Source organism: Paracoccus amoyensis, assembly GCF_014490725.1.
Classification (GTDB): Bacteria; Pseudomonadota; Alphaproteobacteria; order Rhodobacterales; family Rhodobacteraceae; genus Paracoccus; species Paracoccus amoyensis.
In genome coordinates, this window is the sequence record NZ_JACOQL010000002.1 from 25,720 (window position 1) to 47,385 (window position 21,666).

Genomic DNA, 21,666 nt, shown 5'->3' on the forward strand with positions numbered 1-21,666 from the left:
CCCGCCCCCCATGTTATCCGGCGCGACCAGACGCACCGCTTATATATAGGGCGCTGTTTCCTACAGACGACCGTCCTGAACCCGCAGCTGACGGGCGCGGGTCAGAATCGCATCTTCGACCGCGCGAACGGTGCCCGGCTCGACAGCGCCGCCGCCCGGACCTTGCAGCGACAGTTTCAGGCTGCGGGCGTCCAGTGCCGGATCGCTGATCTTGATCGTGGCGCGATAGGAACGACCGCCGCCGGGCGGTGTGCCGTAACCAGTGACGATGACGCCGGTGAACGGATCGATCGTCTGGATCGGCAGAAAGTTCAGCACGTCAAGGCTGGCATTCCACAGATATTTGTTCACGCCCACGGTATTGTTCGGGTTTTCCGAGTTTCCGAACAGATCCCAGATGGTCGTCTTGCGCACCTCGGAATTCATGTCGTTATCTGCCAGGGGGCCGGAACCATTATTCCCACGGCCACCACAAGCAGCCAGACCGACGCACAGCGTCGTGACACAGATCAGCCGCGCGGCGTGTGCGATTTTCATTCAGTCCCCCGTTTGTCGCGTTACGCGAAGCTTTAGCCCGAACATACTTTTGCTACAAGTCGCTTGGAAAAGCGGTTCCACATCGTCAGACACAATCCCGGCACTGGGTGAACACAAATGTGTGGCTCGGTTGCATCACAGATTTGGCTAATGACCTCTGCAACAACGCGATTCCGTTGCATCGTGGGGGCGAAAAGGGGAAACACATTGTCATACCCAAGACGGGAATTCCGATTTGGGCATCAGAGAGACAAGAGGGAACATGACCATGAAAAAGGCTCTTATCGCCTCCACCGCGCTGGTTCTGACCGCCGGTGTTGCAGCAGCCGACGTAACCATCTCGGGCTATGGCCGTACCGGTGTGATTTATTACGAAGACGCGGCTGGTCGCGGCTTGGGCGGCGAAGGCTCAAACGAAACGCAGGTCATTTCGCGCCTGCGTATGAACATCGACGCATCGACCTCGAGCGATCAGGGTGTTGATTTCGGTGCTCGCTTCCGTCTGCAGTGGGATCAGAACGCTGAAAACGAAGGTCAGCTGAACGCTGGCAAACTGTGGGTCACTTCGAACGGTTTCACCGTTGAAGTCGGCAACATCGACACCGCGTTCGACTCGGCAGGCCTGATGTACGCATCGGAACTGGGTTCGTATGACTTCTCGGCTGGCGGTAACCCGCTGGGCGACTTCTTCGCCTACGAATCGAACTCGCTGGCAGATCCAGAGTATAACGGCGTTCGCGTTGTCTACTCGGTCGGCGACCTGACCGTTCAGGCTTCGTATGTTGACCCGGACCAGTCGGGCGTTGATTATTTTGACATCGACGGCGATGGCATCATCGATGCGGTCAGCACCGAAGGCCGCGACGGCAAAGAAGAAATCGGCTTCGCAGTTGACTATGTCTGGAACGAGCGTCTGGAACTGTCGGCAGCTGCTGTCCTGAACGGCAACGGCTTCGATGACAATGACCAGTACTTCGTTGGTGCACGTTATGCCGTCATGGACAACGCCCGCATCGGCCTGAACTACTACGACAACGGCGACGTTTACTGGATCAACCACGAAGACAACGATCTGGGTAAAACCATCACCCTGTACGGTGACTACACCCTGGCCGACGGCCTGACCAACATCGAAGCCTACATCGCCAACAACAGCGGTGACTGGGACGCGAAAGAAACCGACAACTCGTTCGGTATCGGCGTCAACTACGATCTGGGCGGTGCTCGTCTGGGTGCTTCGCTGCAGCGCGACTACAACGAGCGTGTGACCGCCGACATGGGCGTACGCTTCGACTTCTGATCGCAAGATCACAGTCTTTTTGGAAAGAGCGGGCCTTGCGCCCGCTCTTTTCTTTTTGTCTTGTCGCGTTCATGGGACTGGATGATATCAAACGCCGCATTGCGGATGCCGAAGCTGCTGCGGGCCGTGCGCCCGGCAGCGTGACCTTGATCGCCGTCAGCAAAGTGCAACCCCCCGACCGGGTCGAGGCTGTGCTGACAGCCGGGCAGCGCGTTTTTGGCGAAAACTATGTGCAGGAAGCGCAGGGCAAATGGCCCGATTGGCGCGAACGCTTTCCGGGCGTTGATCTGCACATGATCGGGCCGCTGCAATCCAACAAGGCAAGGCAGGCGGTGCAGTTGTTTGACGCAATCCACACGCTTGATCGCATGACGCTGGCCCGCAAACTTGCGGCGCAAATGCAGGAACAGGGCCGCAGCCCGCAGCTGTTCATCCAGGTGAACACCGGGGATGAGCCGCAAAAGGCGGGGATTCTGGCGGATGAATTGCCGGGCTTTCTGGCCTCTTGTCGCGACCTTGGCCTGTCGCCGCAGGGGCTGATGTGCATTCCACCAGAGGGCGAAGACCCGGTGCCCCATTTCAGCCTGCTACGCCAGTTGGCGGTGCAGAACGACCTGCCCCTGTTGTCGATGGGGATGAGCGCGGATTTTGAAGCCGCCATTGCCCAAGGGGCGACGCATATTCGCGTCGGATCGGCCATCTTTGGCGAACGAGATTACGGTTGAACCGTGGTCTTATGGGTATTTAGACAAAGAAGAAGGCACGATCACGCGTGTGCCGGGTTCAGCACGTGCCGCAATCCAGATCAGGTCGCGGCGTGCAAAGGCGATGCAGCCTTCGGTGCCAAAGCGTGGGCGGCGCCATTGGTGCAGGAAGATGGCAGATCCCCAGCCGGGAATGGCATCGGGCCAGTTCCAATCCGTCGTCAGGATCAGATCGTAAAGCGGATCGGCGCGGCGCAGGCGTTCGTGGCTGTCGGCCAGCGGCGCTTTCGCGTGATGGTTATAGGCCGCATGTTCCGGCGCGTCGCACCACAGATCGCCCGGGCCAATCGGTCGCGCCCAAGGTGCAGGCGCGGCAAGGCGGTCGGGACGATACCACAGGCCGGTGATGTGATGCATGCCCGCAGGCGTCGATTTATCGCCCTCACGCTTGGCCCCTGTAATCCCGTTCTTGCCGATGCTGCATGGAAATGTCCGGCCCATGAAGCGGATCCCCTTGGGCGTCAGGACCATATCGAGCGGCATCACAGCAGATGCCCCGATTTGCTGGTTTTGGTATCCAGATAGTCCGTGTTGAAGCGGTTGCGCTGCGTGATCAGCGGCACACGTTCGGTCACATCGATGCCGTGGCTTTGCAGCATGGCCACCTTGCGCGGATTGTTCGTCATCAGCCGCGTCGCGTGGAAGCCCAGCTTGCGCAGCAGCGCCGCACCGATGCGGAAATCGCGTTCGTCATCTTCGAAGCCCAGCCGATGGTTGGCTTCGACCGTATCAAATCCCTGATTTTGCAGGTCATAGGCCCGCATCTTGTTGGCCAACCCGATCCCCCGGCCTTCCTGGTTCAGGTAAAGCAGCACACCTGCCCCATTCCGGCCCATCGCATTCAGCGCCGCGTGAAGCTGTGGTCCGCAATCGCATTTCAGGCTGCCCAGCACATCGCCGGTAAAGCAGGCTGAATGCAGGCGTGCCAGCACCGGAGCATCGCGAGGGGGATCGCCGATTTCGATGGCGTAATGTTCGGAGCCGCCATCATCTGGGCGGAAGATATGCAGACGCGATCGTTCTGCCGAGATCAATGGCAGGCGTGCGGCCGCAACCGGGGTCATCGCAACTTCACTGGCCAGAAATGCCAGAAGCGGGCCGGGTTGCATCTGTGTCAGATCCGGCAAGGGTGTCGAGGGAACCATGAGCATCGCCGGCAAGAGCTGCGCGGATTTGGCCAGCGCCAACGCGGCCTGATGCGGCAGCACATCGCCACCGCGTTCGGTAAAGCATGGCCCCTTCATCGGCGTCATCAGATCGCCCGCAGGATCGGCCAAGGATCGCAGCCAGCCCAGATCGGCATCCTCGGGCACCTGCACGCGGGCAAGACCGTTGTCATAAACCCGCGCCTTCAGCGTTTCCGCTCGCCGCGCGGTCAATGTCAGAACCGGTCGCGCGATCGCCCGCATGGCCGCGAAACGATCCGCCGACAATGTCTCGACCGCCACGGCCAGATAGCCACCGATCACCACGGGCAGGCCCATGCGCAGGTCGGCGCGCGCCCGCGATGCGGTTTCGGCAAGGGTTGGTATCAGGCTCATGATCGCTTAGCAGTCCTGCAAATTTGAAACATTTTGAAACATAGTGGCTTTCTGCGACAACTCCATGTGAGAATTTCGACATGTTGCTGGACGCAGGCCGAGTTCGCCCTCACTCATTTGCGCAATGAACCCGAAGGAGGCAACATGGCCGGACTGAAAAAAATCCTGCTGGTCGACGACGAAGAAGACCTTCGCGAGGCCCTGGCAGAGCAATTGGTGGCAACGGATGAGTTTGACGTATCCGAGGCCGGAACAGGGGCAGGGGCCGTCGAGGCCACGAAAGGCGCCATCTTTGATCTGGTGGTGCTGGATGTCGGCCTGCCCGATACCGATGGTCGCGAGCTGTGCAAGAAGCTGCGCAAGCTGAATGTGAAATGCCCGATCATCATGCTGACCGGGCACGATACCGATGCCGACACGATTCTGGGCCTGGACAGCGGTGCGAATGATTATATCACCAAGCCGTTCAAGTTTCCGGTTCTGCTGGCACGCCTTCGGGCGCAGCTGCGCACCCATGAACAGTCGGAAGACGCCATCTTCCAGCTTGGCCCATATACGTTCAAGCCGGCGATGAAGATGCTGATCGACCAGAAGGACCGCAAGATCCGCCTGACCGAAAAGGAAACCAACATCCTGAAGTTCCTGTATCGTGCACAGGACGGGGTCGTGCCGCGTGACATTCTGCTGCACGAAGTTTGGGGCTATAACGCCGGTGTCACGACGCATACGCTGGAGACCCATATCTATCGCCTGCGCCAGAAGATCGAGCCCGATCCCTCGAACGCGCGGCTGCTGGTGACGGAATCGGGCGGCTATCGTCTGGTCGCCTGATCCCCCCGAAAATTTTGCGATAAGACCCGGCATCTGCCGGGTCTTTTGCATGATGGGGCGGTCGCCGTGCCATTTCCTGTTCACGATATTGTATCACTGGCCTTCGGGGTCGCTTTCGGTGGAACCCATGCGATGCCCGGAAGTTATGTGCCCGAAGCCCAGTGGTCGGCGGATACGGCCACAACCCCTTCCTCTCTGATGCCCCGGCGTTTCCCCCGCCGGGGTTTTCTTTTACCACGCATGGAAATCAGCCCCGGCCATGTGGCGCGGACCAGTCGATGTCAGGTCCGATAGGAATGATCCGGTTCGGATTGATCATGTCGTGGCTGAAGTAATAGTGCCGGTTGAAATGATCGGGGCGCACGGTGTCGGCGATACCCGGCCATTGATACAATTCCTTCGCCCAGCCCCACAGGTTCGGATATTGGACGATCTGGCGGCGATTGCATTTGAAATGGGTGTGGTAGACGGAATCAAAGCGGCAGATCGTTGTGAACAGACGCCAGTCCGCCTCGGTCACGCGGTCTCCTGCCAGATAGCGATTTTCGGCCAGCACCCCCTCGATCCAGTCCAGGCTGTCGAAAAGCGGTCCGATGGCCTTGTCATAAGCCTCTTGCGAGGTGGCGAACCCCGCCTTGTAGACGCCGTTATTGACGCTGTCATAGATACGGCTGTTCAGCGCATCACAACGCTCGCGCAGATCGTCGGGCAGATAATTGTCCGTATTGCCGGTGATGCCATCAAACGCGCTGTTGAACATGCGGATGATATCCGCGCTTTCATTCGAAACGATGGTATTTTGTTGGCGATCCCACAGGACCGGAACCGTCACACGCCCCGACGCCTGCGGATTGGCCCGCAGATAGATATCGCGCATGTATTGGCTGGCAAACAGCGCGTCACCCGTGGCCCCCGGAAAATCGGTCCGAAACTCCCACCCCTCACCCAGCATGTCGGGATGAACGACCGAGACGCCGATATGATCCGTCAGCCCCTTCAGCGCGCGAAAGATCAGCGTGCGATGCGCCCACGGGCAGGCATAGGAAACATACAGGTGATACCGCCCGCTTTCCGCCGTGAAGCCGCCTTCGCCCGTCGGTCCGGGCGCACCATCCACCGTTACCCAATTGCGGAATTTCGAGGTGTCGCGGACAAACTCGCCGCCCTGACTTTCGGTATCATACCACTCGTCTTTCCAGACGCCTTTAACCAGCTGCCCCAAAACGGCCTCCCTTCCTGCGACGCATGACAGGAATAAGGGCGCTTCGGGGCGATTTGGTCAACCGGAACCCGCCCGAAAGCGGGTTTCGGGAAATCCGATCAGGCGATGGCCTGATCGCGGGTTTCGGTCTTGACCATCAGCAGCGCCGCAGCCGCCAGAAGCAGCAGCAAGGCGAATGCCCCTATGGCAAACCCAAACCCCTTGGCAAAGACAAAACCAAGCAGGCTTGGCGCAAGGATGCCGCCCAGACGCGCCATGGCGCTGGCCGTGCCCATGCCGGTCCCGCGCAGATGTGTCGGATACAGTTCGGGGGTAAAGGCATAGAGTGCCCCCCATGTGCCCAGCAAGGCAAAGCTCATCAGGATCAGGGCGAATGCGACCACGCCAGCACTGCTTGCCGCCGCGAACAGGGCGCAGCCCGCGGCGCTGAGCAGCAGAAAGCCCAGCAGCGTGACCCGGCGTCCGATGGCCTCGACCCCCCAGGCGGCCAAGGCATAGCCGGGGATCTGCGCCAAGGCCAGGATGACCAGAAAGCCGTAACCTCGCACAAAGCCAAACCCTTCGGTGGCCAACTGTCCGGGCACCCAGACGAACACCCCGTAATAAGACAGCGAGACAAGGAACCAGACCGCCAGCACCCCAATCGTGCGGCTGCGCAGCATATCGGAAAAGATCGACGTTTCCGCGCCGCTTGGCCGATTGGCCGTGACCAGTTCGACATCGTCAGTCAGCGTCTGGACGCCATTGGCTGCCAGCACGCGATTGACGACCTTCTTTGCTGCGTCGGGCTGACCCTTGCGGACCAGATACATGGGTGATTCCGGCACCCAAAGGCGCAGAAAGACCCGATCACCGCCGGAACCGCCGCAACGGCAAAGATCCAGCGCCACGGCGCCGCAGCCCCTTGCGATGCCGCAATCCATGCCGTCAGCGCAACGATGATCGTGCCAATGGCCCAGAAACCTTCCAGCCAGACCAGCCAGCGGCCTCGGTTTTTGGGGGGCAGAAATTCGGCCATCATCGCGTAATCGACCGGCAGCGTGCCGCCCACCGCCACGCCCGTCAGAAAGCGCAGCACCAGCAGCACGGTGAAATCCTGTGCAAAAACCGACGCCATTCCGAAAACCGCGTCCATCAGGACTGTCAGCATCAGGATGTTGCGCCGCCCAATCCGGTCGGCGATCCGACCAAAGGCAAATGCCCCCACGAACATGCCCAGAAAGAACAGCGTGCCAATCTGGAACGCCGTGACCCGCTCGATCCCGAAGGTCGCGGCGACGGATGGTGCGGCAAAGCCGACCGCGATGACCTGCATCGCATCCGCCGCCCAGACCAGACCGAAAATACCCAGCAAGCGCCACTGAAACCGGCCAGCACCTCCGCGCGCCAGGGCCTCATCAACCGTCATCTGCATCGCCATTGCCCTCTGTTGCAGATAGTTTGGCGAAATGCTTAACGCGACCCACTCAATTCACCAAGCCGTGATTTCGCAGATGCAGCATTTTCTTGTTGCCCGGAAACTCGACACGACCGGAACCAATGTTTAGGTTCCCCGCGACAAAGGAGAGCCCGCATGTTCACACTTGCCACCTGGAACATCAATTCGGTCCGTCTGCGTGAAGGGCTGGTCGCGCGATTGTTGCGCGAGGACAGCCCGGACATCCTGTGTCTGCAGGAATGCAAATCACCGGTCGAGAAGATCCCGTTAGAGGCTTTCCGTGCCCTTGGTTACAACTACATCATCGCGCGTGGGCAAAAGGGCTATAATGGCGTGGCCATCCTGTCGCGCCTGCCGCTGGAAGATGCCGGTGATCGCGATTATGCCGGTCTGGGCCATGCCCGTCATGTCGCCGCGCGGCTGGAAAATGGCGTCACGATCCATAACTTCTATGTTCCGGCAGGTGGCGACATTCCTGACCGCGAACAGAATATCAAATTCGGGCAAAAGTTGGATTTCCTGACCGAGATGCGCGATGCCTTTCATGCCGACAACCCACAGAAATCCATCCTTGTCGGCGATCTGAACATCGCTCCGCGCGAAGATGACGTCTGGTCGCACAAGCAATTGCTGAAAATCGTCAGCCACACGCCGATCGAGGTTGAACATCTTGGCGCGGCCCAGGACGCAGGAAACTGGGTCGACATCACCCGCAAGGATATCCCTGAGGGCCTGCTGTATTCGTGGTGGAGCTATCGCGCAAAGGATTGGGACGCAGCGGATAAGGGCCGCAGGCTGGACCATGTCTGGGCCACACCCGATATCGCCAATGCCGGTCACGGCAGCCGCATCCTGCGCGCGGTGCGTGGTTGGGAACAGCCCAGCGACCATGTGCCCGTCTTTGCGGCCTTTGATCTCTAGGGCAAAGCTGACATTGGCCGATTCGTTCGGGCATCTGCCCCTTTCGTTCTGGCCGCGAACGCCCCATATTACGGAAAATCAGATACGAACCCAGATTCCGGGGACAATATGACCATGCTTTTTGACGGCGCACAGAATGCGCCCCAGGCCGGCGATTTCATCAAGGACGTGACCGAGGCTGACTTTATGGCCGAGGTCGTCGAAAAGTCGATGGACGTTCCGGTCATCGTTGATTTCTGGGCGCCGTGGTGCGGCCCGTGCAAAACCCTTGGCCCGCAATTGGAAGCCGAGGTTGCCAAGCACAAGGGCCGCGTCCGCATGGCCAAGGTCAATGTGGATGAAAACCAGATGATCGCAGGGCAATTGCGCGTGCAGTCGATCCCGACGGTCTATGCCTTTTTCAAAGGCCAGCCGGTTGATGCCTTTCAGGGCGCATTGCCACAAAGCGAAATCAAGCAATTCGTGGACAAGCTGATTGCCCTTGGCGGTGACGACGGTGGCTTGGGCGACGCCATCGAAGCGGCCGAAGCGATGCTGGAAGAAGGCGCCATCGATGACGCCATCGAAACCTTTGCCGCGATCACCGAAGAAGATGCCGACAGCGCCGAAGCCTGGGGCGGGTTGGTCCGTGCGCATCTAGCCAAGAAAGATCTGGCTGGCGCAGAAGCTGCCTTGGCCCGCGTGCCCGAAGCCCCGGCCAAATCGCCGCTGGTCGAGGCCGCACGCGCTGCGCTGCAACTTGCCAGGCAGGCCGAGAACGCCGGTCCCTTGGGCGAACTGCAAGCCAAGGTCGAGGCCGATCCCGCCGATCAGCAAGCCCGCCTTGACTATGCGCAGGCCCTGCATGCGGCGGGCGACATCGAACAAGCGATCGAGGTTCTGCTGGACAGTTTTCGCCGCGACCGCGAATGGAATGATGGCGCGACAAAGCGGCAATTGCTGACCATCTTTGACAGCCTGAAGCCAACCGACCCGGTGGGACAAAAAGGCCGGCGGCGCCTGTCATCCATGATTTTTGCCTGATCCAGAAGGGTGACAATGCCCATCCGCTTTGACCTGCCCGGACGTATCGCACTGTTCCCGCTGACGGGGGTGGTGCTGATGCCCCGGTCGCGTCTGCCGCTGCATATCTTCGAGCCGCGCTATCTGCAGATGCTGGATGATGCGTTGAAAACCGACCATCGGATGATCGGCATGATCCAGCCCGACGGGGACAAGCTCTCTGCCATTGGTTGCGCAGGACGGGTGATTGCCTTTTCAGAAACGGATGACGGGCGGATGATGATCTCGCTCAAGGCTGTGTCGCGCTTTCGTCTGATCGATTCGGATCAGGGCTTCGCCCCTTATCTCAGCGGGCAGGCCGACTGGTCGCCGTTCGACCGCGATCTGAAAGGCCCCGAGCAGGATCCCGGACTGGATCGAGAGGCGCTGCTGCATCTGTTGCGCCGCTTTATGCGGGCGCATGATTTTTCGACCGATCTTGGCCCTGCGGCCACCGCGGATGATGAATTGCTGATCAACTCATTGTCGATGATGCTGCCGTTTTCTGTCGGTGATAAACAAGCATTGCTGGAATCGCCCAGCCTTGCGGATCGGCGCGAATTGTTGTTCGGCCTGATCGAATTCACGCTGCGCAACGGCGACAACGAGGAAACCTTGCAATGAACGATACCACCGCCCCCGCATTTGACCGCCATATGCTTGAGGCTCTGGTCTGCCCGGTGACGCATACCACGCTGTCCTATGACGCAGAGGGGCAGGAACTGGTGTCGAAAGCAGCCGGACTTGCCTTTCCAATTCGCGCCGGCATTCCGATCATGCTGATCGACGAAGCGCGCCAGATCAAAGCGGATCGTTAAGTGCAGGATCATCCTTACCGCACCCGCGCCGCCGAGACCGTGGGCCTCCGGCAGCAGCTGCCCCTGTGGGTCATTGCCGTCATTGCCATCTGCTGTCTGGTCGAACTGGCGCTGGTCCTGGGAAATCTTGCCTATGATCCCCGCTTGCGGACCTTTGTCTTTATCATCGGAGGCTTCTGGTCGCCGGTGTTTTGGGCCAATCAAGGGGCCTATCCGGCGCAGCCCATTGTCATGTTCCTGAGCTATGGACTGCTGCATTCGGGTCTGATGCATCTGGCCATGAACATGATCTCGCTGGCCGTTCTGGCGCGAGAGTTGAAGCGGATGATCAGCCCGCTGCGGATGTTCCTGATCTATGCCGTCAGTCAGATCGCGGCGGCGCTGCTGTTCGCGATCATGGACCCACAGGCTGGCCCGATGGTCGGGGCCTCTGGTGCAATCTTCGGGTTGGCGGGGGCATTGGTGGGCTATGCGGCCATCGTGGGTCTGCGCCGCAAGCGGCCGATGGGGCAATTGTGGCGCGGTGTCATGTGGTTGCTGGTGCTGAATGTCGGGTTGACGATCCTGATGCCGTCAATCGCATGGCAGGCCCATCTGGGCGGTGCGCTGGCCGGGCTGCTGATGGGCGTCGCACTGGCCTTCATGCCGGTGCGCCGCTGATCACCCCTGGCTGTCAGCCGGTTTTTCCATTTCCTCTGTCGTCCCGGCGGCGTCATTGGCTGCATCTGAAAAGGGTTCCCCCTCATCGCCGCCATCGCGCAGCGGCGCCGGACCATCCTCATTGACCAGCTTGCGCATGGTCGGGCGGAAGGCGTCAACGCGTGTGGTGGCCAAGGTGACCGCATCCGCACCCGTATTCTGGGCCAGATGCTCAGCCACCAGCTTGTGGCCCAGACCGTAGCCCGCCCATTTGCGGATATCGCCTTTGCCCTGGAACCAGCGCGCATGGTCATAATCCGGTCGCGCCCATTCGTTCATCGCCTTGCGGGCAAGGCCCGTCGCCAGGGTCGTCACGTCCCACGGATCGGGCTTTCCACCCAGGACCTGCAGAACGAAATGCCCGGCCAGCCCCTCGCTGACCAGCGCCTCGCCCAGCGATTTGCCATAACCCGGCCCGTCCCACCGGATCAGGTGGTGCATCTGACGCACCAGCGTGCGAACGGTCAGCGCCGCATCAAAGCGGTCCGGGTTCACGGTCAGATAAACCACCCCGGCGGCAGGCGTATGGCCCGCCACGCCCCAGTCCGGGATCACGTCACTGCCGGCCCTGACGACCAGATCGAACCGGGGCAGATCAGCGCGCTCGGATACCTTTGCGACGGCATCCCGCGTGGCGGCACGAACCTCGCTCATCACCAGGGTGACGTCGTTACGAGAATTCAAAAAATGGATGTTCCAGACGGTCATGGCGCGTATTTTCACAGGTTCAGCAGGACTGTTCCAGCCCAAAGCGTCGGTGCCGGATCACTATCGGCGGAACGGCGCACTGACGACGGCTCGGTCAGAATGGCGCAGTGTCCATATCACCACGTTACGCCAGAAACTGCTGTGCAGCGCCCCGCTCACGCGACGGGCATCCATGATGCGAGTTACGCCTTTACGCCATTACGGTGCATAAGGTCCGGGAAAAAAGATCGCCATCAACACCACGCCGCACAGCAGCAACATCCAGGCCGCCATCGGCATCAACCGATCAAGGCGCGGCCCAAGTTCGGGATCACGAGTGCCCGCGGTGCCGAATATCAACGCCAGTATCCCCAAGATATAGGCGATGACCAGCACCCACGGATGGACATATACGACCCGCCCCTCTGGCCAGTGGGCTTCCTGATAAGCCCGGGTATGGGCGATAAGAAGGATAAACCCCACAGAACAGAGGGTTTGATAGACGGAATAGAATTTCACCCAGATTTACCTTTTGGACAGAACCGCCAGCCGCACAGACCATCTGTGCATGACAATTCGCTGATCGCCCATGGCCAGGCATCGCCCGATGCTCACTGTCCGATGCGGTTGGTTGGCACGACACAGGATGACCCGCCAACCGGCGGGGTGATCCATTCTGGTGCGCTCTCGCGGAACAGATCCGATGACAGCCCCTCACACTTCGGGGACCAGCACTTCCCGCTTGCCGACGTGGTTGGCGCTGCTGACGACGCCCTGCTCTTCCATCTGCTCGACGATCCGGGCGGCTTTGTTATATCCGATGGCCAGTTTGCGCTGGATATAGCTGGTCGAGCATTTGCGGTCGCGGGCCACGATCATGACGGCCTGATCGTAAAGCTGATCGTCCCCGCCTTCGCCGCCGCCAAGACCCAGAACCGCGTCGATATCGGCCGCGATCTCATCTTCCGGCCCTTCGACAACGCCGGATTTATAGCTGGGCGGGCCAAAGGATTTCAGGTGGGTGACGACCTCCTCGACCTCTTCATCGCTGACGAAGGGGCCGTGGATACGGGTGATGCGGGCGCCGTTGCCCATGTAAAGCATGTCGCCCTGACCCAGCAATTGCTCGGCCCCTTGTTCGCCAAGGATGGTGCGGCTGTCGATTTTCGACGTCACCTGGAAGGAAATCCGGGTCGGGAAGTTCGCCTTGATCGTGCCGGTAATGACATCGACCGAAGGCCGCTGCGTCGCCATGATCAGGTGGATCCCCGAGGCCCGCGCCATCTGGGCCAGACGCTGGATGCAGGCCTCGATTTCCTTGCCGGCGACCATCATCAGGTCGGCCATCTCGTCGACGATGACGACGATATAGGGGAAGGTCTCGGGCTGGAATTCCTCGGTCTCGAAGATCGGCTCGCCGGTGTCTTCGTCAAAACCGGTTTGGACCGTGCGCTTGAACATCTCGTTCTTGGACAGCGCCTCGCGGACGCGGCCGTTATAGCCTTCGATGTTGCGGACGCCCATCTTGGACATCTTGCGGTAACGCTCTTCCATCTCGCTGACGACCCATTTCAGCGCGACGACGGCTTTTTTCGGGTCGGTGACGACGGGCGACAGCAGGTGCGGGATGCCGTCATAGACGGACAGTTCCAGCATCTTGGGGTCGATCATGATCAGGCGGCATTCATCCGGCGTCAGCTTGTACAAGAGCGACAGGATCATCGTGTTGATGGCGACCGATTTACCCGAACCGGTGGTCCCTGCGATCAGCAAATGGGGCATCTTGGCAAGGTTGGCGATCACCGGATCACCGCCAATATCCTTGCCAAGCGCCAAAGGCAAGGGGTGGCTGCCATCGCCAAAGGCGCGGGCTGCCAGAATTTCGCGCAGCACGACCTTTTCGCGGCGCTGGTTCGGCAATTCGATCCCGATCACGGTGCGGCCCGGCACGGTCGAAACACGTGCCGACAGCGCTGACATGGATCGCGCAATATCGTCTGACAGACCGATCACGCGGCTGGCCTTCAGGCCCGGCGCGGGTTCCAACTCATAAAGCGTGACCACAGGGCCGGGGCGGACCTCGGTGATCTGGCCCTTGACGCCGTAATCGTCCAGCACTGCTTCCAGCATGCGGGCATTTTCCATCAGGGCTTCTTCGGAAATATGCGCCTGATCGGATTGCGCCGCCGCCGTCAGCAGCGACAAGGGCGGCCGCTCATACAACGAGGCGTTCTGATCAAAACGCAATTCCGGCTCTGCCTCTTTGCGGGCCTGCTGCGAATGTGCCGTGGGCTTGCGGGCGGGCGGCACAACGACGCGCTGCGTATCCGCGCCAAAGGGGTTCGGCTGGGCCGGCTCGATCTGCTCATTCGGCTGCGGTTCAGCATGCCCGCCATCGCGGGTCAGGCGCGCGGTGACGGCCGCAAGGACCGACGATTTTCCGGCCCGTTCGCGGATCGCATCTGTGATGCGCCCACGGACCTGATCGGCCGAGGATGCATCGCCGTCATAATCCGCCACATCCCGCTCGATCAGCTCAGGCTCGGGCATGTCCTCTTCCAACTCGAAATAATCGGACTGATTGGATTGCGGCTTGAGGCGCACAAAGGCACCGGCGCGGGCATCGGCTGGTTGCGCCGCGTCGGGCGCTGCGGCACGACGAGAGGCCGCAGCCTCGCGACGGGCTTTCCTGCGCTGTGCGACATTGGCGGATGCAGCCGCGCCCCGACCGGCAACCCGCATCGCCACATCAATGGCGGTAATCAGGCCGACGATGAACCGGCGCCATATCTGGCGCAGTTCAGCACGTTCAAAGCCAAGCACAAAGGCCGTCATGGCGAGAAAGCCGATCGCGACCAGGAACCCGGCCAGACGAATGCCGATCTGCGCCTTGACGGGGATGATGTTCAGGATCGCCCCCATCATCATATCGCCGAAATGACCACCAAGACCGTAGCTTTGTTCCCATTCCGGGCCGGGGGTGATCGTGCTGCAATAAACCGACAGCAGCGCAATCGAAAATGGCACGAAAATCGCGCGCATGAAGCGGTATTCGCCGCGATGCAGGACAAGGCGCAGGCCCCAGACGATGGCCGCGACGACCCCCATCCACGACCCGTAACCCGCAATCATCATCAGGGGCGAGGCGATATAAGCACCAAAACTGCCCAGCATGTTTTCTGCCGGTTGATCGGTGGCGGACAGGAAACTGGGGTCGTTCGAGCTCCAACTGCCCAGCATCATCGCAATCAGAACGCCAAAGATCACCAGGCCTGCGCCCAGCAATTCCTTGCCCCGCCGCTCCAGCGCGGCCTGTGTGTTCTGATCGAAAAGCGGATCGCGACGTTTCGCCTGCCAGCTTGCCATTACGTCACCCTTCCCCGTCACCGTCATCATAAATTACTGCACGCAACCTCTGCAGGGCTGCTTCGGTTTGCTCCGCATCGGCAACCATGGCCACGCGGATATATCCCTTGCCGGGATTATGTCCGTTCACATCGCGAGACAGATAGGCACCGGGCAGCACCTGAATGCCCGCCTGTGCCCACAGCTTTTTCGCGGCTTCCTCGCCATCGTCCACCGGCAGCCACAGGAAAAAGCCCCCCTCGATCGGCCGATATCCGGGCACATTGCCAAAGATACGATCTGCGATCTGGTATTTCTGCTGATAAAGTTCGCGGTTCCCGATGACGTAATCTTCGTCCGCCCATGCGCGCTCACTGACACGCTGATTGGGCAGCGGCACGGGCGCCCCTGTATAGCTGCGCAACTGTCGGATGGCACGGGTGTTCTTTTCGCTGGCCACGACAAAGCCCGACCGCAACCCCGGCAGGCTAGAGCGTTTGGACAGCGAATTGAAAACCACCACGCGATCGCCAAGACCCATGTCCGCAGCCACTTCCAGCGCACCTGGCGCGGGTTCGTCGCGATAGATCTCGGAATAGCATTCATCGGCAAAGATCAGGAAATCATGCGTCTCGGCCAGCTGGATCAGATCACGCAGATAGTCACGCCCTGCAATCGCGCCCTGCGGGTTCGCGGGCGAACACAGATAGGCAATCGCGGTGCGGTTCAGCACATCGGCAGGAAGGCCCGTGAAATTGGGTAAATGGTGGGTTTCAACGGTCGCAGGCACGAAAACCTGTTCCGCACCGACCGCAGCCGCCGCCACGGCATAAACCTGATAGAACGGGTTCGGGATCAGGATGGCGGGCGCCTGGCCGTTCTTCTGTTCCGGGCACAATGCAAGGGCCGCGTTGAACAACCCCTCGCGCGATCCATTCAGCGATGTGATTCGGCTGGTCGGGATATCCACGCCATAGCGCCGCTTCAACCACGCACTGATCGCGGCCAGCAGTTCCGGCGTGCCGTCGTTTGGCGGATATTTCCCGTATTCGGCCAGCGACTGATTCAGCACCGGACCAACATAGTCGGGCATGGCATGCTTCGGCTCTCCGATGGTCAGAACCATCGGGATTTCCCCGTCCTTCAGACCGGGTTCGATACCAGACAGCAGCGCCCGCAAACGCGGAAACGCATAGTCCGGCAGGTTCGAAAACCGCTCGGGTAGTGCCATATCTGCCTCGCTCTCGGGGTCTTTGCCCCGTTTATTACTGTGAACTTTAACGTGAACATGGGGATGCGTCCAGCCAAAGCCGGTGCCAACAGCACGGAAGCGTTGCGAAATGTTCAGTCGCTGGCCAATGCGGCTTCGGCACCGGCCGCCACACGCAGCAAATGCCGGTCGCGTCCCGTCTGCCCCATGATCGAGATTCCGCAACCCGGTTGCCCTGTCGGCAGCGTCACCGTGGGCAGGTTCAGCAGGTTTCCGATGCGGGTATTTCGCAATGTCAGCAGATTGGCGCGGACAAAATATGCATCATCATCCAGCAAACGCTGGGCATTGGGCGGCAGGATCGGGACGGTCGGCACAAGAACAGCGTCAAAGCTGGCGGTGACTTCACGGAACCATTTGCGCCGGATGCGGGTCAGGCTTTCCCAGGCAAAAACGTAATCGGGGGCGCTGACCTCGGCCCCGCCACGAAAACGTTCCAGGATCGGCTTCCACATCAGTTCCGGCGCATCTTCGATCTGATCGCGCCAGATGCCATAGGCTTCGGGGGCAAACAGGGTCGCCGACAGCGGCATCGCCTTGGCGACCCAATCCGATGACACACGTTCGATTCTGGCGCCAGCCCTGGCCAGACGATCCACCGCATCCTCGAAAGCGGCGACCGGCTCGTCCTCGGCATCCGCGAACGGCACCCCTTCCAGCACCATCAGGCGGCGGCCCTGCATGTTTGCGCCGGCCAGATCAACCGCGCGATCTTCTGCCATCAGCGCAAACAACTCGGCACAGTCTTCAACCGTGCGGGCAATCGGGCCAACAGTGTCGAATTTGCGGCACAGGGGCACGACGCCCTTTTCCGGCAGACTGTTATGCGTTGGCTTGAAGCCGACAAGCCCGTTCCACGCCGCGGGCACGCGGATCGAACCGCCGGTATCCGAACCGATGGCCGCCGCTGCGATGCCCATGGCCACCGATACAGCCGCCCCCGAGGAGGAGCCGCCGGGGGCAAGATCGGGATCCAGCGCATTCGGCGGGGTCGCAGTGCTTGGGTTCAGGCCCAGCCCGGAAAAGGCCAGTTCGGTCATATGCGTCTTGCCCAGGCACAAGACGCCTTCACGCGCGGCACGGGCAAGAACGGTGGCATCCTTGCGCGGGACGCGACCTTCCAACAGCTTCGAACCCGCCTCGGTCAGGGTGCCGCCGCTGTCGATATTGTCTTTCCAGCTGATCGCAACCCCATCAAGGATACCATAGCGCAGCTCGGCCTTGGCCCGGTCATGCGCCGCAATCGCACCGGAACGGGCGCGGGTTTCCGTGATCCGCGCATAGATGCGTTTGCTGTAGGGATGGCTTTTGGCGGCGGCCAGATAAGCCTCGGTCTGGTCGATCGGGTCCAACAGGCCCGCCATGATCGCCCGCCCCTGTTCGGTGGCGGAGGCCCGCAGCCAATCCTTGCCCATGTTCAGAAATCCACCGCGAGGCCGTTCTTTTCATAGTCGCCATAGCGAACCGGTTCGGGGCCATCGCGCCCGCCATATTCCGTTGGCAGAGGGGCATTTTTCGCGGCTTTCTTGCGCCGTTCTTCGGCTTCGGCAAGGGCGCGTTGCGCTTCGGGCGGCAATTCTGGTCGATCACTCATGGAAACATCCCTCGACAGGGCTTATGGGTCCGGTTCAGTCTTGACCAAGACTTAGGCGAAGGAAAGCGATTTGGCAAAGCCAGGGAAAGATTTGGCGCGACAAGGTGCGTTGCGTTTGCTGCAAGGGGTTCGCGAGGGGCAGTCCCTGTCGGATCAGTCAGGCGTGCTGAAAAGGCTGCTACCTGCCGATCAGGCCCGCGCCGGACGGCTGGCGGCCGAGACCTTGCGCCATATGGACCGCGCCGATGAGGTGTTGCAGGTCTATGTCAATCGCAAGCCCGCACCGCAGGTCTTGGACGTGCTGCGCCTTGCCACGGTGGAATTGCTGGAACTGGGCGGTGCCGCGCATGGCGTCGTGGATGCCGCGGTCGAACTGACCCGCGCCCAGGGCAAAAAGGGTGCGGCGGCAGCAGGCATGGTCAATGCCGTGCTGCGCAAGGTGTCGCAGCATCAGGGTTGGGCCGACATTACCCCGCAAGAATTGCCCGACTGGTTGCGCGATTCGATCAGCGACGCTTATGGCGAAGAGACCACACTGGCCATCGAGGCCGCGCATCAGGCCGGCGCACCGTTGGACCTGACCCTGAAAGCGGCGGGCGATGTGCCCGGTGCGGAGCCGCTGCCGACCGGCTCGCTGCGCATCACCGGGCCGGTTCAGGTCTCGGCGCTGCCGGGCTTTGCGCAGGGCGACTGGTGGGTGCAAGACGCCGCCGCCGCAATTCCGGTGCGCATGCTGGACCCGCAGTCGGGCGAAAAGATCGCCGATCTTTGCGCCGCGCCGGGCGGCAAGACGCTGCAACTGGCCGCCGCCGGTGCGCAGGTCACAGCGGTTGATATCAGCGCGGCGCGTCTGCGGCGCGTGGCCGAAAACCTGGAGCGTTGCCAGCTTTCTGCCGAACTGGTTGCGGCCGATGTGCTGGAATGGCAGCCCGATGGCCGGTTGGACGCGATCCTTCTGGACGCGCCCTGTTCGGCCACGGGAACGATTCGCCGCCACCCCGACCTGCCCTATCTGCGCGATGGCAGCGGCATTTCCGCATTGGTCGATCTGCAGGCCCGTATGATCGACCATGCCATTGCCCTGCTGCCGCCGGGCGGTCGTCTGGTCTATGCCGTCTGTTCGCTTTTGCCCGACGAAGGCGAAGCGCAGATTGCCGCCGCGCAAGCCCGTTATCCGGGCCTGACCGTGGAAACGCCGGATCTGCCGGGAATTGATCCCGATTGGATCACGCCCGAAGGCGGCATCCGCCTGCGTCCCGATTACTGGGCAGAACGGGGCGGAATGGACGGCTTTTTCATCGCACGGCTGCGAAAGCCCGCATGACGCTGGACCTTCGGCCCTCGGGGCGCTAGTTGACCGGGCAAAGCCAGATACGAGGCCCTGCCATGACCCGTCCATGCGCCCTGCGGCGTGCTTTGATTTCCGTTTCCGACAAAACCGGCATGATTGACTTTGCCCGCAAGCTGTCCACGCGCGGTGTCGAGATCCTGTCAACTGGCGGCAGCGCCAAGACGCTGCGCGAGGCGGGTGTTCCCGTCATCGATGTCGCCGATGTCACGGGTTTTCCCGAGATGATGGATGGCCGGGTCAAGACATTGCATCCCGCCGTGCATGGCGGATTGCTGGCCCTGCGCGACAATGACGAACATCAGGAAGCCGCGCGACTGCACGATATCGGCATGATCGACCTGCTGGTGGTGAACCTGTATCCGTTCGAAGAAACCGTCGCCAAGGGCGCCGATTATGACGAATGCATCGAGAATATCGACATTGGCGGCCCCGCGATGATCCGCGCCGCGGCCAAGAACCACGCCTTTGTCACAACCATCGTCGATGTGCAGGACTACGATGCCCTGCTGCGCGAGCTGGACGAAAACGACGATCACACCACGCTGGAGTTCCGCCAGCGTCAGGCGCAGATCGCCTATGCCCGCACCGCAGCCTATGACGCGGCTGTTTCCAACTGGATGGCGGACGCGATCGGGCAGGAAACACCGCGCCGCCGCGCCTTTGCCGGAACGTTGGCGCAACCGCTGCGCTATGGCGAAAACCCGCATCAGGCTGCTGCGTTCTATACCACCGGCGAATCGCGTCCCGGCGTTGCCACGGCGCGTCAGTGGCAAGGCAAGGAACTGTCCTACAACAACATCAACGATACCGACGCAGCCTTTGAGCTGGTGGCCGAATTCGATCCGTCCCAGGGTCCGGCCTGCGCCATCATCAAACACGCCAACCCCTGCGGCGTGGCGCGTGGTGACAGTGCGATCGACGCCTATCGCCGCGCCTTTGATTGCGACCGAACCTCGGCCTTTGGTGGGATCGTGGCGCTGAACCAGCCGCTGGACGGCCCGACGGCGGAAGAAATCGTGAAGATCTTCACCGAAGTCGTCATCGCCCCGGACGCGAATGACGAGGCCAAGCAGATCTTTGCCGCCAAGAAAAACCTGCGCCTGCTGACGACGGGCGGCCTGCCGGACCCGCAGGCGGGCGGCCTGACCTTCCGTCAGGTTGCAGGCGGCTTTCTGGTGCAGGGGCGCGACAACGGCCATGTCGGATTGGGCGATCTGAAAATCGTGACCGAACGCCAGCCTTCGCAGGACGAACTGAACGACCTGCTGTTTGCGTGGACCGTGGCCAAGCATGTCAAATCGAACGCCATCGTCTATGCCAAAGATCTGGCGACCGTCGGTATTGGCGCCGGTCAGATGAGCCGTGTGGACAGCACCCGCATCGGTCGCCGCAAATCCGAAGACATGGCCGAAATCCTTGGCCTGTCCGAACCGTTGACCAATGGTGCGGCAGTTGCGTCGGACGCATTCTTCCCCTTTGCCGACGGGATCGAGGCTTTGGCCGAAGCCGGTGCCAGGTCGGTCATCCAACCGGGCGGGTCGATGCGCGATAACGAGGTGATTGCCACCGCCAACCGTCTGGGTCTGGCAATGGTCTTTACCGGTCAAAGGCATTTCCGTCACTGATGCAACACGAGCTTCCCTTAGATCAGGCGGACAAGCCCGCCCTCCAGCCCAAGGCCACCCGGCCACGGGCCCCGCGCAAGCCCAAACCGCCTGTGCGCACGAACATGCGGCTGGTGATCTGGATCACCACCGCCATTATCCTGCTGGATCAGGTGCTGAAATATTATGTGGTCCACGTCTTGCGGCTGGATCAGCTGCGCGAAATCGACGTGCTGCCGCCATGGTTGAACCTGCGGATGGCGTGGAATCAGGGCGTGAATTTCGGGCTGATGTCGTCGGAAAACACCGCAACCAAATGGATTCTGGTCGTGGTCGCGGCGGTGATCGTGATATGGGTCTGGGTCTGGATCTGGCGCAGCAATGCCAGCCGTTTGGCCCAGATCGCTGCCGGATTGCTGATCGGCGGTGCCATCGGCAATGTCATCGACCGCATCTATTACGGCGCGGTCGCCGATTTCCTCAACATGTCGCTGCCGAATTGGTCAAACCCCTACAGCTTCAACGTCGCCGATATCGCGATTTTCGCGGGTGCCATCGGGCTGGTCCTGATGCCGCAGAAGAAACCGGAACCGGTCAAGGCCACGCGCAAGGCGGCGCCGAAAAGCGGCAGAACGACGCCAAAATCGGCTGCTGGCGACAACACCCGTGACGGCGCGGATAATTCGCGTTAGAACAAGCGCAA

Annotated in this window: 23 protein-coding genes; 11 read left to right on the forward strand and 12 right to left on the reverse strand. The window is 61.0% G+C overall.

The genetic code is table 11. The features are described from left to right. Positions 1-60: 60 nt before the first annotated feature. Positions 61-537, reverse strand: coding sequence for a DUF3576 domain-containing protein (locus tag H4P12_RS04980; protein WP_187792526.1), 477 nt, complete (start codon positions 535-537; stop codon positions 61-63). Between the two features lie 268 nt (positions 538-805). Here H4P12_RS04980 and H4P12_RS04985 point away from each other — a divergent pair, with 268 nt between their 5' ends. Both H4P12_RS04985 and H4P12_RS04990 read left to right on the forward strand, forming a co-directional pair. Beyond that, positions 806-1,837 carry a porin gene (locus H4P12_RS04985; RefSeq protein WP_187792527.1) on the forward strand — a complete coding sequence of 344 codons (1,032 nt, stop codon included), beginning with the start codon at positions 806-808 and terminating at the stop codon, positions 1,835-1,837. Between the two features lie 71 nt (positions 1,838-1,908). Beyond that, complete coding sequence (locus H4P12_RS04990; RefSeq protein WP_187792528.1) at positions 1,909-2,562, forward strand: YggS family pyridoxal phosphate-dependent enzyme; 654 nt, start codon at positions 1,909-1,911, stop codon at positions 2,560-2,562. 9 nt (positions 2,563-2,571) lie between these two features. Here the strand turns inward: H4P12_RS04990 and H4P12_RS04995 are convergent, their stop codons facing one another. Together H4P12_RS04995 and ribA are read right to left on the reverse strand one after the other, a co-directional pair. Further along, positions 2,572-3,087, reverse strand: a complete 516-nt coding sequence (locus H4P12_RS04995; protein ID WP_187792529.1) for a L,D-transpeptidase family protein — start codon at positions 3,085-3,087, stop codon at positions 2,572-2,574. Then, positions 3,084-4,142 carry a GTP cyclohydrolase II gene (gene ribA, locus H4P12_RS05000; RefSeq protein ID WP_187792530.1) on the reverse strand — a complete coding sequence of 353 codons (1,059 nt, stop codon included), beginning with the start codon at positions 4,140-4,142 and terminating at the stop codon, positions 3,084-3,086. The genes H4P12_RS04995 and ribA overlap by 4 nt, the downstream gene beginning before the upstream one ends. A 144-nt stretch (positions 4,143-4,286) precedes the next feature. Between ribA and H4P12_RS05005 the strand changes: the two genes are divergently transcribed. Then, positions 4,287-4,973, forward strand: coding sequence for a response regulator transcription factor (locus H4P12_RS05005; RefSeq protein WP_187792531.1), 687 nt, complete (start codon positions 4,287-4,289; stop codon positions 4,971-4,973). Between the two features lie 247 nt (positions 4,974-5,220). Here H4P12_RS05005 and H4P12_RS05010 read toward each other — a convergent pair whose 3' ends face one another. The 3 genes from H4P12_RS05010 to H4P12_RS18695 all read right to left on the reverse strand — a co-directional run bounded on the left by H4P12_RS05010 (position 5,221) and on the right by H4P12_RS18695 (position 7,615). Further along, a complete protein-coding gene (locus tag H4P12_RS05010; RefSeq protein WP_187792532.1) occupies positions 5,221-6,195 on the reverse strand; it encodes a glutathione S-transferase family protein in 975 nt (324 codons plus the stop codon). 98 nt (positions 6,196-6,293) lie between these two features. Further along, entirely contained in the window at positions 6,294-7,007 is a 714-nt protein-coding gene (locus H4P12_RS18690; RefSeq protein WP_246448947.1) for an MFS transporter, read from the reverse strand. Further along, the gene (locus H4P12_RS18695; RefSeq protein WP_246448949.1) at positions 6,923-7,615 is read right to left on the reverse strand and encodes an MFS transporter; all 693 of its coding nucleotides are present in this window, start codon (positions 7,613-7,615) and stop codon (positions 6,923-6,925) included. The genes H4P12_RS18690 and H4P12_RS18695 overlap by 85 nt, the downstream gene beginning before the upstream one ends. Positions 7,616-7,768: 153 nt before the next feature. Between H4P12_RS18695 and H4P12_RS05020 the strand changes: the two genes are divergently transcribed. From H4P12_RS05020 to H4P12_RS18700, 5 genes are all read left to right on the forward strand, one after another. Next, positions 7,769-8,554 (forward strand): exodeoxyribonuclease III, encoded by a 786-nt coding sequence (locus H4P12_RS05020; RefSeq protein WP_187792533.1) that lies wholly within the window; start codon positions 7,769-7,771, stop codon positions 8,552-8,554. 114 nt (positions 8,555-8,668) lie between these two features. Beyond that, positions 8,669-9,577: a thioredoxin gene (trxA, locus tag H4P12_RS05025; RefSeq protein WP_425498207.1), complete on the forward strand. Its 909-nt coding sequence runs from the start codon at positions 8,669-8,671 to the stop codon at positions 9,575-9,577. A gap of 15 nt (positions 9,578-9,592) precedes the next feature. Beyond that, the gene (locus H4P12_RS05030; RefSeq protein ID WP_187793307.1) at positions 9,593-10,219 is read left to right on the forward strand and encodes an LON peptidase substrate-binding domain-containing protein; all 627 of its coding nucleotides are present in this window, start codon (positions 9,593-9,595) and stop codon (positions 10,217-10,219) included. After that, a complete protein-coding gene (locus tag H4P12_RS05035; protein WP_187792535.1) occupies positions 10,216-10,413 on the forward strand; it encodes a Trm112 family protein in 198 nt (65 codons plus the stop codon). Before H4P12_RS05030 ends, H4P12_RS05035 begins: the two co-directional genes overlap by 4 nt. Next, the gene (locus tag H4P12_RS18700; RefSeq protein WP_187792536.1) at positions 10,414-11,073 is read left to right on the forward strand and encodes a rhomboid family intramembrane serine protease; all 660 of its coding nucleotides are present in this window, start codon (positions 10,414-10,416) and stop codon (positions 11,071-11,073) included. Here the strand turns inward: H4P12_RS18700 and H4P12_RS05045 are convergent, their stop codons facing one another. The 6 genes from H4P12_RS05045 to H4P12_RS05070 all read right to left on the reverse strand — a co-directional run bounded on the left by H4P12_RS05045 (position 11,074) and on the right by H4P12_RS05070 (position 18,008). Then, positions 11,074-11,820, reverse strand: a complete 747-nt coding sequence (locus H4P12_RS05045; RefSeq protein ID WP_187792537.1) for a DUF2268 domain-containing putative Zn-dependent protease — start codon at positions 11,818-11,820, stop codon at positions 11,074-11,076. 198 nt (positions 11,821-12,018) lie between these two features. Next, on the reverse strand, positions 12,019-12,318 hold the full coding sequence (locus tag H4P12_RS05050) for a hypothetical protein (protein ID WP_187792538.1): 300 nt from the start codon (positions 12,316-12,318) through the stop codon (positions 12,019-12,021). Positions 12,319-12,513: 195 nt separating this feature from the next. Beyond that, positions 12,514-15,165, reverse strand: coding sequence for a DNA translocase FtsK (locus H4P12_RS05055; protein ID WP_187792539.1), 2,652 nt, complete (start codon positions 15,163-15,165; stop codon positions 12,514-12,516). A 4-nt stretch (positions 15,166-15,169) separates the two neighbouring features. Beyond that, positions 15,170-16,375 carry an aminotransferase class I/II-fold pyridoxal phosphate-dependent enzyme gene (locus H4P12_RS05060; protein WP_187792540.1) on the reverse strand — a complete coding sequence of 402 codons (1,206 nt, stop codon included), beginning with the start codon at positions 16,373-16,375 and terminating at the stop codon, positions 15,170-15,172. A 113-nt stretch (positions 16,376-16,488) separates the two neighbouring features. Beyond that, positions 16,489-17,829, reverse strand: coding sequence for an amidase (locus tag H4P12_RS05065; protein ID WP_187792541.1), 1,341 nt, complete (start codon positions 17,827-17,829; stop codon positions 16,489-16,491). A gap of 2 nt (positions 17,830-17,831) precedes the next feature. Beyond that, positions 17,832-18,008: a DUF1674 domain-containing protein gene (locus H4P12_RS05070; RefSeq protein ID WP_187792542.1), complete on the reverse strand. Its 177-nt coding sequence runs from the start codon at positions 18,006-18,008 to the stop codon at positions 17,832-17,834. Between the two features lie 70 nt (positions 18,009-18,078). On the opposite strand from H4P12_RS05070, the gene H4P12_RS05075 reads away from it, so the two are divergent. From H4P12_RS05075 to lspA, 3 genes are all read left to right on the forward strand, one after another. Next, positions 18,079-19,332, forward strand: coding sequence for an RsmB/NOP family class I SAM-dependent RNA methyltransferase (locus H4P12_RS05075; protein ID WP_187792543.1), 1,254 nt, complete (start codon positions 18,079-18,081; stop codon positions 19,330-19,332). A gap of 62 nt (positions 19,333-19,394) precedes the next feature. Continuing rightward, the gene (purH, locus tag H4P12_RS05080) at positions 19,395-20,984 is read left to right on the forward strand and encodes a bifunctional phosphoribosylaminoimidazolecarboxamide formyltransferase/IMP cyclohydrolase (RefSeq protein ID WP_187792544.1); all 1,590 of its coding nucleotides are present in this window, start codon (positions 19,395-19,397) and stop codon (positions 20,982-20,984) included. Next, entirely contained in the window at positions 20,984-21,655 is a 672-nt protein-coding gene (gene lspA, locus H4P12_RS05085) for a signal peptidase II (RefSeq protein WP_246448957.1), read from the forward strand. Before purH ends, lspA begins: the two co-directional genes overlap by 1 nt. Positions 21,656-21,666 lie beyond the last annotated feature (11 nt).